The organism is Arthrobacter sp. Leaf141 (assembly GCF_001424565.1).
GTDB lineage: Bacteria > Actinomycetota > Actinomycetes > Actinomycetales > Micrococcaceae > Arthrobacter.
The window spans coordinates 107,080-118,279 of sequence record NZ_LMOL01000002.1 but is presented as its reverse complement, the minus strand read 5'-3'; the positions used below and the strand labels follow the sequence as shown (position 1 = coordinate 118,279).

Sequence of the window (11,200 nt, the reverse complement as noted above, 5' to 3'; positions counted from 1 at the left end):
GTGGAGGCAAAGTCCTCACGGACTTTGCCTCCACGCTCCGGCAGGCCCGATGCCACTCCCGGGCCCCTCATCCGTCCGGCGCCTAAGCGGCAATCTCGCCTAAGGTGAGGTGACCGCGTAGAGCGTCGGTACAACTGAGAAGTACGAGAAAGGAAACGCCATTGGCTAGCCAGGACTGGGTGGACAAGGACTTTTACGCGATCCTTGGTATCGCCAAGGACGCTTCCGACGCCGACATCAAGAAGGCGTACCGGAAACTTGCCCGCCAGCACCACCCGGATACGAACTCGGGGGACGCTGCTTCGGAGAAGAAGTTCAAGGACATCTCCGAGGCCTACTCGGTGCTGTCGGATCCGGATGAGCGCCAGCAGTATGACGCCATCCGGGCCATGGGCGGCGGCGCACGCTTCGCCCCCGGCGGGACCGGCGGCGGCAACGGCGGGTTCGAGGACATGTTCGGTGGCCTGTTCACCGGCAACACCGGCCGGCATGCGGGCGGGTTCAACCCGTCATCCGGCGGCATTCCGCCCGAGTTCGCTGACCTTTTTGGTGGCGGCTTCGGCGGCGGCGCAGGTTTCCAGCGCCCGCCTGCCAAGGGCGCGGACCGGACCGCAACCACCAGCATTTCCTTCTCCGGCGCCATCCGGGGGACCACCATCGGCCTGCGGGAGCCGAACGGCGAGGTCATCGACGTGCGGGTCCCCGCCGGCATCAAGGACGGCCAAAAGATCCGCGTCCGCGGCAAGGGCCAGCCCGGTGCCGCAGGCAACGGCGACCTTATGGTGGCCGTGTCCGTGAAGCCGCACGACTTCTACACCCGCGACGGCGACAACCTCCGTATCCACGTCCCCGTCACCTTCCCCGAAGCCGCGCTGGGCGCCGACATCGAAGTACCCACTGTTGACGGCGAAAAGGTGCGCGTCCGCGTGCCGGCGGGAACGCCGTCTGGCCGTACCCTGCGGGTCAAGGGCAAAGGTGTGGCAACGGCGAAGGCTGCCGGCGACCTGCTGGTGACCATCGACGTCGCCGTTCCCAAAAACCTGAGCAAGGAAGCCGAGGCCGCCGTCAAGGCGTTTGCCGAAGCCACCGCCGGTGCTGACGTCCGGGAAGGCCTGGCCGCGAAGGCCCGGCTCTAGGAGCGTGTGCCATGGACATCAGCGCTGACCAGCCCATCTTTGTGATCTCCGTGGCGGCCGAGCTGGCGGACATGCACCCCCAAACGCTGCGCCAGTACGACCGGATGGGCATCGTTTCGCCCAGCCGCGCCCCCGGCAAGTCCCGGCGCTATTCGCAGCGGGACATTAACATGCTGCGGGAGGTGCAGCGGCTCTCCCAGGAGGGTGTCTCCCTGGAGGGCATCAAACGTATCCTGGAGCTGGAGAACCAGGTAGCGGCACTGCAGCACCGGGTGACCGAACTGGCAGGGGAGCTGGCCCGCCGGCCGCAGTCCTTCGACTCGCGCATCTTCGCCGCGGGCGCCGCCGGTGACGTGGTCAGCCTGGCCCGCGGGCAGCGGCCCAGGCCGCGGACCCAGGCCATGGTGCTGTGGCGGCCGCGGGCCATCGGCCAGTAGCCCGCCCGGCCCGTAGCCGGCCCGCGGCACGCCGGGGCCCGCGGACGCCGGCTCAGCCGTTGATGACCTGCGGCACGCCGAGGGCTTTGAGGCCCTCCACCCCGAACTCCAGCCCGTAACCGGACTGCTTCGCGCCGCCGAACGGGATGCGCGGGTCCACGGCGCCGTGCCTGTTGATCCACACCGTGCCGGCCTGGATCCGGGCGGCGACGGCCCGGGCCGCCTGCAGGTCCCGGGACCATACGGAGGCGCCGAGGCCCACGTCCAGGGCGTTTGCCTTGGCCACTGCCTCGTCCACGGTGCTGTATTTGATGATCGGCAGTGCGGGGCCGAACTGTTCCTCCGCCACCAGCGGGTTGTTGTTGTCGATGTCCGCCACCAGCGTGGTGGGGTAGAAATAGCCGGGCTGGTCCGCTGCCGGGTCGCCGCCCAGCAGGATCCGCGCCCCTGAGGCCCGGGCATCCTCCACCAGGCCGGCGACGATGGTGTACTGTGCCTTGTTCTGCAGCGGTCCCAGCACGTTCGACTCATCCAGCCCGTTGCCCATCGGCATGGCTTTGGCTACGGCGGTGAGTTCCTCGCAGACGGCGTCGTAAATGTCCTCGTGGACGTACAGCCGCTTCAGCGCGGCGCAGGTCTGGCCGGTGTTGATGAAGGCACCCCAGAAAAGGTCCTGGGCGATGGCCTTGGGGTCGGCGTCCGGCAGCACAATGCCGGCGTCGTTGCCGCCCAGTTCCAGCGTGAGGCGTTTGACGGTGTCCGCCGAGGACCGGATGATGGCTTTTCCGGTGGCGGTGGAGCCGGTGAACATGATCTTGCCGATATCGGGGTGTCCGGCCAGCCGCGCCCCCACCTCGCGGCCGCCGCTGACTACGGTGACCAGGCCCTCGGGCAGTTCCTCGTTGATGACTTTCACCAGCGCCAGGACACTCAGGGGTGTGTATTCGGAGGGCTTGACCACCACGGCATTGCCCATCCGCAGGGCGGGGGCGATCTGCCACACGGTGATCATCATGGGCCAGTTCCAGGGGCCGATGGCGCCCACCACCCCGATGGGCCGGTACTGCAGCTCGGCGCGGGTTTCGCCGTCGTCCAGCAGGCTCTCGGCAGGCAGGGGGGTTCCGGCCGCTGTCCGCAGCCACGCGGCGCAGGCGCCCACCTCGAACCTGGCATTGGGTCCGTTGAGCGGTTTCCCTTGTTCGCGGGACAGCAGCCGGGCCAGTTCCTCTGCGGAACGTTCGACGGCGTCGGCTGCTTTCAGGAGCGCCGCGGACCGGGCGTCGTGGCCCAGGGCAGCCCAGGCCGGCTGCGCTGCGCGGGCTGCGGCCACTGCGGCGTCCAGCTGTTCAACGGTGTGCTCGGGCGCCTCTCCCACGGCAGCCCCCGTGGCCGGGTCATGGATGGTGCGGGTGGGCCCGCGGCCGGGGGCGATGGAAGCAAGCAGCGCATCATAGGTTTCCACGGGGTACTCCACCTCGAGTAGGAAGGGCGCCGGCCGGGTGGCCTGGCAGCTTGCTTCCAGTGTCGATGCTGCCCGGCAGGATCCTTTGTCTTTTTACGCAGGACCCTTGACATGGAGGGCACAGCCTGGCGCGCCGCCGCTAGTACTTGCCCGCTGCGGACGTGACCATGTCGCCGGAGGGGGCCACGAGATACCAGACGCTGTTGACGCCCTGGCCCAGGATGTCCCCCGCGGCCTTGTCCTTGGCGAAGTAGTAGACGGGCATGCCGTTGATGGTGACCTGCTTTTTGCCGTCCGGCGTGGTGATGGTGCCCGGCGTTCCCGTTACGCCGTCCATGGCCGGTGTCTCTTCGGTGGTGGTGACCGGTGGCCACGCTGCCAGGCAGGCATCGGTGCAGGCGCTGGTGCCGGAGTCCTTGGTGTCCTTGGTGAAGTAGTAGATACTCATGCCGTTGCCGTCCACCACAATCGGCCCGAGCGCGGAGTCCGCCGTCATCAGCTTCGCCGAAGCGGCTGCACCGGAGGTGGCGGCCGCCGTCGTCGCCGGGCCGGACGCCGGGGCGGATGCCGGAACCGACGCCGCCGTGGACGGGGTGGGCGCCGGCGTCGTACTGCTTCCCCCGCCGACTGCGCAGCCGGACAGCAATGCGGCGGCCGCCAAAGCCGACAGGCCAAAGCTGAGGTTCTTGTGCATCTTTTGCTCCTTGCCTCGAGCCAGCCAACGCGGAGGCCGGCGCTACCCTCTTAGACGCCGTGCGGGCAAGAATGGTTCAGGGAACCGGAACTGAACCTTTGTGTGGTTTCGGACGTCTTTAGAGGCAGGCGGGTTCGACGCGGGAGGCAGGGCATGTCGCTGGATGAGGAAGTGGTGGCGGCGATTTATCGTGACCACGGCGCTGCCCTGCGGCGCTTTGTCCTGAGCGCCTGCCGGGACCCGTATATCGCCGACGACGTGGTCCAGGAGACGGTGCTGCGCGTCTGGCGGCAGGCCCCGGAGATCACCGGCGGCCTGCGCAGCTACCTGTTCCGGACGGCCCGCAACATCATGATCGACAACTACCGCAGGTCCCAGCGCCGGCCGGCCGAGGCCACCGGAGACCCCGTGGATCCGGTGGATCCAGCCGAGCGGGTGGACGAGCTCCTCACCCGGGTCCTGATGGAGGAGGCGCTGCTGCGGCTGAGCGCCGAACACCGCGATGTGCTGGTGGCCCTCCACTACCGCCGATACACCGTGAAGGAGGCTTCGGAAAAGTTGAATATCCCCAGCGGAACCGTGAAGTCCCGGGCTTTCTACGCCGTCCGGGCGCTGCGGACCATCCTCGACGAGATGGGGGTCCAGCGGTGACCGCCATGGAACCGCACCAGCTTCTTGGCGCCTACCTGCTGGGCGGCCTCGACCCGTCGGACGTGACGTTGTTCGAACAGCACCTGGGGTCCTGCGCCACGTGCCGGGAGGAGCTGGACGAACTTTCCAGCCTGCCGGCGCTGCTGGACGCGGTGCCGGTGGGGGACGCCGTTGTGCTTCCCGGCGTGGCAGCAAGCCCGCAACAGGCGGCTGTAGCGGCGGAGAGCGGTGCGCCGCCGGTTCCCAAACGCCTGCTGGATCAGCTGGCCGCCCGCCGCCGTACGGTCCGCGTCCGGTGGACAGCCGCGGTGGCCGCGGCTGCCGCCGCCTGCCTGGCTGCCGGGATCCTGGCCGGGCCGCTGCTCAGCCCGCCCGCCAAACCAGACGCCACCTACTCCGTCCAGGCGGGCGACGGGGTCCGGCTCACCGTGGGCCTGGTGCGGAAAACCTGGGGCACGGAACTTGCGGTGGACGGACAGAGCCTGCCGGTGGACGGCACGTTCTCGCTCTGGGTCAAGGACCGCGCCGGCGGCGAGGACCGGGCCTGCGCGTGGACCGCAACCCCGAGCGGCCGGGTGCGGATCACCGGCGCCACCCCGGTCCAGCTCGCCAGCATCGCCGGCGTGGAGATGCGTGACGGGCAACAGCAGACCGTTGCCGTCATCGCGGTGCCGGGCGGGTAGGCCTTTACACCGGCGCCGGTGCGTCCGCCCGGAAATCCGCTGCCGCGTAGACGCCGAGGATCCGCACCTCGGTGGTGAAGAACTCCAGTTCCTCCAACGCCAGTTTCAGCGGGAGGTCCTCGGGGTGTGCTTCGACGTCGGCCATAAACATGGTGGCCGCGAACTCGTCGCCCACCATGTAGCTCTCCAGCCGGGTCATGTTCACCCCGTTGGTGGCGAACCCGCCCAGCGCCTTGTACAGGGCGGACGGGACGTTGCGGACGCGGAACACAAAGCTGGTCACGGCCAGGCCGGGAACCTCGTCCCGTGCCGGCAGTCCGGTTTCGCGGGCCAGGACCACAAAGCGGGTGGTGTTGGAGGGGTCGTCCTCCACGCGGGAGGCCAGGACTTCCAGGCCATAGATCTGTGCGGCCAGCGGCGGGGCGAGCGAGAGCTTGCGGGGATCGTTCCACTCGCTGACTTCCCGGGCCGAACCGGCGGTGTCCCCGGCGATGACGGGGCGGAGGCCGGCCTCGCGGATGAGGCGGCGGCATTGGCCCAGCGCGTGGATGTGGCTGTGGACCTCGGTGGCACCCTCGATGGTGCTGCCGGGGATGCCCAGCAGGTCGAAATGGATGGGCAGGAAAAACTCGCCCACGATCTGCAGGTTGGACTGCGGCAGCAGGATATGGATGTCCGCCACCCGGCCGGCGATCGAATTTTCGATGGGGATCATCGCCAGGTCCGCCTCCCCGCTGGAGACCAGCTCGAAGGCGTCCTCGAAACTGGCGCACGGGATGCTTTCCAGCTCGGGGAACATCTGTTGACACGCGATATTGGAGTTGGCGCCGGGCTCACCCTGGTACGCAATCTTCTGGGCCATGCTCCGTATGGTTTCACGCCTGCGCCCGCCTCCCCAACTGACTCGCACTTGTTGTCGTTTTGAGGGCCCAAAACGACAACAAGTGCGAGTCAGTTGGGTGGCCCGGTGTCAGAGGGGCGTGACGCGCAGCCAGACAAATTGGCGGGGGAGCAGCGCCAGCCCGTCTGCCAGGTCCTGCTCGGTTTCCGAAAGAAGGTCGACGGCGGCAGGCGCGAAACCCGCGAAGGTCGCCGCCTGCAGGATCACGGGGGAGTCGCTGAAGTTGGCCAGAGCCAGGATCCGGCTGTCTTCGCCCGGGCGCTGGTACGCCAGGACACTCCGGTGGTTGGCGGCGAAGTCGATCAGCCGGATGCCCGCCAGTTCCGGGGTGGCGGCCCGGACCGCGGCCATCCGCCGGATGCCGGCAAACACGGCCCCTTCCGGGGTGCGGGCCTCGGCCTTGTGCGCATAGTTTTCCGCAGGATAGCGCGGCCGGTGCACCCACCGGCTGTCGGTGTCGTGGCCTTTCTCAAGGTAATACTGGTAATCGTTCACCTGGCCCACTTCATCGCCCAGGTACAGCAGGGGAATGCCGCCGGTGCTGAAGGCCACCGAATGGGCCAGCAGGATCCGTTCCACTGCCTCCGAGGGGTTGTCCTCCATGCCGCAGAGCGACGCCGTCGTCCCTGAGATCCGGCAGTCCCCGGTGCGGGGGTTGTCCTGGAACGGAACACCGCGGGCAAAGCTGCCCGGAAACCTGTTGACGTAGAACGAGTTCAGGAACCGGCGGTGGTCGAAGCCGTTGATGCCCAGCTCGGCGGCGTCCTCGTCGGCAAACGTCCAGCCGATGTCGTCATGGCTGCGGACGTAGTTCACCCACGAAGTTCCGTCGGGGATGTTGTGCCGGCGCTTCAGGGCCTGCCCCAGCAGGGACGTATCCCGGGTGGCCAGCGATTCCCAGATCAGCGCCATCTGCAGCGGGTTGTACGAAATCTGGCACTCGCCGGGACTGATGTACAGGGCCACCTCATCGGGGTGGACAATCGCCTCGGATTTGAACAGAAGCGACGGCGCGGCCAGCCGGCAGACCGCGTTGAAGGCCTGCAGCAGGGTGTGGGCCTGCGGCAGATTCTCGCAGGGGGTGCCCAGTTCCTTCCAGATGAACGCCACGGCATCCATCCGCAGGATGTCCACGCCCTGGTTGGCCAGGAACAGCATTTCGCCGGCCATGGCCCGGAAAACGTCAGGGTTGGAGTAGTTCAGGTCCCACTGGTACGTGTGGAACGTGGCCCATACCCAGCGGCCGTTTTCGGTACGGATGAACGAGCCGGGGTGGTTTTCCGGGAAGATTTCGCGGACGTGCTCCTCGAACGCATCCGGCATGGTGCGGTCCGGGTAGAGCCAGTAGTAGTCGCTGAACTCCCGGTCCCCGGCAGCGGCCTTGCGGGCCCACTCGTGTTCGTCGGAGGTGTGGTTGAAGATGAAGTCCACCACCAGGCTGATCCCGTTGGCGCGCAGCTCGGCCGCGAGGGACCGCAGCTGCTCCATGGTGCCCAGCTTGGGGTTCACCTTCCGGTAGCTGGAGACCGCGTAGCCGCCGTCCGAGTGCGGCTCCGGCGCCAGGAACAGCGGCATCAGGTGCAGGTAGGTGAGGCCAAGCTCCTTGAAATAGGGGATCCGGGCCCGTACTCCCTCCAGGGTGCCGGCGTACCGGTCCACGTAGCAGACGCCGCCCAGCATGGTGTTGGCCTGGAACCAGCCGGGGTCGGCGCCGCGTTCGGCATCCACGGCCTTCAGCTCTGCCGGGCGCTCCTGCCAGGACGCGGCGCACTGGAGCACCAGCGCGGTGAGCTGCTCCAGCCAGTCGGGGCGCTGGCCGTACAGGGAATGGAACAGGCCGCAGAGGGCGGGAAGGTGATCTTCGAGGCGGGCGGCGAACGCCGGGTCAACAGCCCGGGCGGGGCCCTGGGCCAGGCTGATGGCTTCCAGGACATGCTGGTGTGCCGCGGCATCCACCCTGACGGATTCCTGCATGGACGAGTGCTCCTTCGGACCCCGCGCCGGGCTTGATCCGGCGGCACCTGGTTACGGCAGTATGCCACCGTTGCCCGCGCCGGAATGGAAGAAGCGCCAACGGCGCGCTGCGCTGACAAACAAGTTCCGGTCGCTGCCGGACAAACCGCCCGCGGACACCGGTGCCAAGCTGGATTCCACAGCTGGCCCCGGCGCAAATTTGACTGTTAAAGAGGGATCCCATGAGCATTTCGAATTCCGAACCACGAACCGTGGACACACGTGCCAAAGAGCATTCCACTGCCCTGCGCTCCGGCAGCGTTGGGGTCCTCGGCATCCTCTTTTTTGTGCTGTCCGCCCAGGCGCCCTTAACCGGGATCGTGGGGGCCTCGCCACTTGCTGCGGCGCTGGGCAACGGCGCGGGTGCACCGGGTGCATACCTGGTGGTGGGCGCCGTCATCGCTGTTTTCGCCGTAGGTTTTGTGGCCATGAGCCGGAAGATCCGGGCCAATGGCGCGTTTTATGCCTACGTCACGGCGGCGTTTGGCCCGCGGACCGGCGCGGGGACGGCGTGGCTCGCACTGCTGGCCTACAACACCATCCAGGCCGCCATGTACGGGCTGTACGGGGCTGCCTTCTCCGGGCTCCTGGCGTCCGTGGGTATTGATGTGCCGTGGTGGCTGCCGGCGCTGGCCACCATGGCAGGCGTGCAGGTGCTGGGTTCGCTGAACATCGAACTCGGCGCCCGCGTGCTGGCGGTTTTGGTGGGACTTGAGGTGGCAGTGCTGCTGTTGTTCGGTTTCACCGTCCTGTTCCAGGGTGGCGGCCCGGAAGGCTTGAACCTGGCGGCGTCCTTTTCCCCGGCTGCCATTGCCGCCGGGGCCCCCGGGGTGGCCATCATGTTCGCCGTCGCGTCCATGTTCGGTTTCGAGTCCACCGCCATCTACTCCGCTGAGGCAAAGGATCCGCAGCGGACCGTGGCCCGCGCAACCTACCTTTCCGTAGGCGTCATCGCCATCTTCTTCGCCTTCACCTCCTGGATGCTGGTCAGCTACTACGGGCCGTCCCAGGTCATGGCAGCAGCCGGGGCCGCCCTGGAATCCGGGGACTCCACCAGTTTTGTGCTGGGGCCCATGGTGGACCTGTTTGGCCCGTGGGCCGGGGTGGCCACCGGCATCCTGCTGGTGACCTCCCTGCTGGCCGGCATCGTCGCATTCCATAACGGCATCAACCGGTACCTCCACTCACTGGCACTGCGCGGGTCCATGCCCGCTGCCGTGGCCCGCACCAACCGGCACCACGCGCCCGCCGTTGCCGCCTGGCTGCAGACCGCGCTGGCGGTGGCGCTGGTCGCCCCCTTCGCGCTCCTGGGGCTGGACCCTGTGCTGAGCCTGTTCTCCTGGTTCAGCGGACTGGCCGTCGCGGCACTGCTGGTGCTGTACATCCTCTGTTCAGCCGCCGTCGTCCGGTATTTCCACCGGCAGCGCGAGACCGGCCCGCTGTGGCAGACCAGGATCGCACCGGTGCTGGGCGCCGTCCTGCTGATCTGGGTGCTCGCGCAGGTGGTAGGCAATTTCACCGCCCTGATCGGCGGCAGCGCAGGGACCGCAGCAGTCCTGCTGGCCACTGTCCCTGCCGTGTTTGCTGCCGGAACCCTGGTGGAACTGGCGATTGAACGCCGCGGTGGGGCAGCGCCCGGACGGGCTTAGCGGGCGCCGTCCGGCAGGGCGCCGGCGGCCACCCTCCCGGCGGCGCGCGGCGGAACCGTGCCGCGGCGGGCCAGCAGGAACGCGGCCAGCAGGAGTGCCGTCAGCCCGGCCGCTGCCGCCGCAGCCACCTCACCCTGCTGCGGCCACAGCCCGGCAAGGCCCAGGAACCCGGGCACTGTCGCCGTGGCTTGACTGGCCAGGACCAGGGCCCAGCCGGTGAACCGGTCCACGCGGCGCCAGCCCAGGGCCATGGACCCGAACAGCAGCCCCCACAACAGCGACCAGCACAGCCAGAGCACCGCGAGGAACGGGTTCGACGCGAACCAGCTGCCGGCCAGCAGCAGGCCCACAAAGCCCACCATGCCGCAGAACCAGCCCAGGCCCTGCGAGCCCAAACCCAGCAGGGTATCGATGCCCACATGGACATAGGTCAGGCCAAAAAGGACCATCCCCACCGCGGTCATCAGGGTCTCCGCCGGCAACGCCGCACCGGCCGGTCCGGCAGCGGCCGCCGCCAGGTATCCCACGGCGAGCACCAGTTGCAGCGACCCGATGGCCAGGCTGAGGACACCTGCGTCGCGGCGGGGGATGCGCCCCAGGGTTGCGAGGCCGTTGGCGAGCAGCGCGGCCCCGGAGAGGAGCAGGCAGAGATAGGCCATCAGGCACCCGCCCCAAGACCCCGAACGGTGCATACTTTTTTCGTTTTGTGGAATCTAAGTGTCACAATACGGACATTAGCGGACAGCTCGATCGGTGCCTACTGCTGCCCGGTCGCAATCCGTTAGCTTGGATGGAGGACCCGCCGCAGCCACTGCACTGCCGGCGGCAGCCCCCTGATTGGCTTCGACGTAAGGAAATACTGCATGGATGCACGGCTGGAGGCCATTCGGGACACCGTCCTGGCCAGGAACCCCGGGGAAGCGGAATTCCACCAGGCGGTGACCGAGGTTTTTGAAAGCCTGGGCCCGGTCCATGACAGGCATCCGGAATTCCTCGAAGCCGCCATCCTGGAACGGCTCTGCGAACCCGAGCGGCAGATCATCTTCCGGGTGCCGTGGACGGACGACGCCGGCCGGGTCCGGATCAACCGCGGCTTCCGGGTGGAGTTCAACTCCGCGCTGGGCCCCTACAAGGGGGGCCTGCGGTTCCACCCGTCTGTGTACCTGGGCATCGTGAAGTTCCTGGGCTTCGAGCAGATCTTCAAAAACGCGCTCACCGGCATGCCCATCGGCGGCGGCAAGGGCGGCTCGGACTTCGACCCCCGGGGCCGCAGCGACGCGGAAGTCATGCGTTTCTGCCAGTCGTTCATGACCGAGCTCTACCGGCACATCGGCGAATACACCGACGTCCCGGCCGGCGACATCGGGGTGGGCGGCCGCGAAATCGGCTACCTGTTCGGCCAGTACAAGCGCATCACCAACCGCTACGAGTCCGGCGTCCTGACCGGAAAGGGCATCTCGTGGGGCGGCTCGCTGGTCCGCCCCGAAGCCACCGGCTTCGGTACCGTCATCTTCACCCAGGAGATGCTCAAAACCCGCGGCACCTCGTTCGACGGGCAGCGTGTGGTGGTTTCC

General features: G+C 67.9%; 11 protein-coding genes. 6 read left to right on the top strand and 5 right to left on the bottom strand.

From position 1 onward, the window contains the following. Positions 1-161: 161 nt before the first annotated feature. Both ASF72_RS00780 and ASF72_RS00775 read left to right on the top strand, forming a co-directional pair. The gene (locus ASF72_RS00780; RefSeq protein WP_197273582.1) at positions 162-1,136 is read left to right on the top strand and encodes a DnaJ C-terminal domain-containing protein; all 975 of its coding nucleotides are present in this window, start codon (positions 162-164) and stop codon (positions 1,134-1,136) included. Positions 1,137-1,147: 11 nt separating this feature from the next. After that, complete coding sequence (locus ASF72_RS00775; protein WP_050686319.1) at positions 1,148-1,573, top strand: heat shock protein transcriptional repressor HspR; 426 nt, start codon at positions 1,148-1,150, stop codon at positions 1,571-1,573. 52 nt (positions 1,574-1,625) lie between these two features. Here the strand turns inward: ASF72_RS00775 and ASF72_RS00770 are convergent, their stop codons facing one another. Together ASF72_RS00770 and ASF72_RS00765 are read right to left on the bottom strand one after the other, a co-directional pair. Continuing rightward, positions 1,626-3,035 carry an aldehyde dehydrogenase family protein gene (locus ASF72_RS00770; RefSeq protein ID WP_056595656.1) on the bottom strand — a complete coding sequence of 470 codons (1,410 nt, stop codon included), beginning with the start codon at positions 3,033-3,035 and terminating at the stop codon, positions 1,626-1,628. Between the two features lie 139 nt (positions 3,036-3,174). Beyond that, positions 3,175-3,729: a COG4315 family predicted lipoprotein gene (locus ASF72_RS00765; protein ID WP_050686322.1), complete on the bottom strand. Its 555-nt coding sequence runs from the start codon at positions 3,727-3,729 to the stop codon at positions 3,175-3,177. Positions 3,730-3,882: 153 nt separating this feature from the next. Here ASF72_RS00765 and ASF72_RS00760 point away from each other — a divergent pair, with 153 nt between their 5' ends. Beyond that, positions 3,883-4,380: a sigma-70 family RNA polymerase sigma factor gene (locus ASF72_RS00760; protein WP_050686324.1), complete on the top strand. Its 498-nt coding sequence runs from the start codon at positions 3,883-3,885 to the stop codon at positions 4,378-4,380. A 5-nt stretch (positions 4,381-4,385) separates the two neighbouring features. Then, positions 4,386-5,063 (top strand): zf-HC2 domain-containing protein, encoded by a 678-nt coding sequence (locus ASF72_RS00755; protein ID WP_056595840.1) that lies wholly within the window; start codon positions 4,386-4,388, stop codon positions 5,061-5,063. A gap of 4 nt (positions 5,064-5,067) precedes the next feature. On the opposite strand, the gene ASF72_RS00750 is transcribed toward ASF72_RS00755, so the two are convergent. Together ASF72_RS00750 and ASF72_RS00745 are read right to left on the bottom strand one after the other, a co-directional pair. Next, entirely contained in the window at positions 5,068-5,925 is an 858-nt protein-coding gene (locus tag ASF72_RS00750; protein WP_050686327.1) for a prephenate dehydratase, read from the bottom strand. 108 nt (positions 5,926-6,033) lie between these two features. After that, the gene (locus tag ASF72_RS00745) at positions 6,034-7,938 is read right to left on the bottom strand and encodes an alpha-amylase family glycosyl hydrolase (RefSeq protein ID WP_056595653.1); all 1,905 of its coding nucleotides are present in this window, start codon (positions 7,936-7,938) and stop codon (positions 6,034-6,036) included. Between the two features lie 221 nt (positions 7,939-8,159). Here ASF72_RS00745 and ASF72_RS00740 point away from each other — a divergent pair, with 221 nt between their 5' ends. Further along, entirely contained in the window at positions 8,160-9,626 is a 1,467-nt protein-coding gene (locus tag ASF72_RS00740; RefSeq protein ID WP_056595650.1) for an APC family permease, read from the top strand. Here the strand turns inward: ASF72_RS00740 and ASF72_RS00735 are convergent. Continuing rightward, positions 9,623-10,285: an AmiS/UreI family transporter gene (locus tag ASF72_RS00735; RefSeq protein ID WP_056595647.1), complete on the bottom strand. Its 663-nt coding sequence runs from the start codon at positions 10,283-10,285 to the stop codon at positions 9,623-9,625. The two genes, ASF72_RS00740 and ASF72_RS00735, sit on opposite strands and share 4 nt — an antisense overlap. Positions 10,286-10,489: 204 nt before the next feature. On the opposite strand from ASF72_RS00735, the gene ASF72_RS20855 reads away from it, so the two are divergent. Further along, on the top strand, positions 10,490-11,200 hold a 711-nt coding region (locus tag ASF72_RS20855; RefSeq protein ID WP_327019581.1), incomplete at its 3' end, for a Glu/Leu/Phe/Val dehydrogenase dimerization domain-containing protein.

What these genes read in the sequence shown, in the direction of transcription:
- ASF72_RS00750 (WP_050686327.1), bottom strand. Translation starts at nt 5,925, where the DNA reads ATGGCCCAGAAGATTGCGTACCAGGGTGAGCCCGGCGCCAACTCCAAT.
- ASF72_RS00745 (WP_056595653.1), bottom strand. Translation starts at nt 7,938, where the DNA reads ATGCAGGAATCCGTCAGGGTGGATGCCGCGGCACACCAGCATGTCCTG.
- ASF72_RS00755 (WP_056595840.1), top strand. Translation starts at nt 4,386, where the DNA reads ATGGAACCGCACCAGCTTCTTGGCGCCTACCTGCTGGGCGGCCTCGAC.
- ASF72_RS00740 (WP_056595650.1), top strand. Translation starts at nt 8,160, where the DNA reads ATGAGCATTTCGAATTCCGAACCACGAACCGTGGACACACGTGCCAAA.
- ASF72_RS00760 (WP_050686324.1), top strand. Translation starts at nt 3,883, where the DNA reads ATGTCGCTGGATGAGGAAGTGGTGGCGGCGATTTATCGTGACCACGGC.
- ASF72_RS00765 (WP_050686322.1), bottom strand. Translation starts at nt 3,729, where the DNA reads ATGCACAAGAACCTCAGCTTTGGCCTGTCGGCTTTGGCGGCCGCCGCA.
- ASF72_RS00735 (WP_056595647.1), bottom strand. Translation starts at nt 10,285, where the DNA reads ATGGCCTATCTCTGCCTGCTCCTCTCCGGGGCCGCGCTGCTCGCCAAC.
- ASF72_RS00775 (WP_050686319.1), top strand. Translation starts at nt 1,148, where the DNA reads ATGGACATCAGCGCTGACCAGCCCATCTTTGTGATCTCCGTGGCGGCC.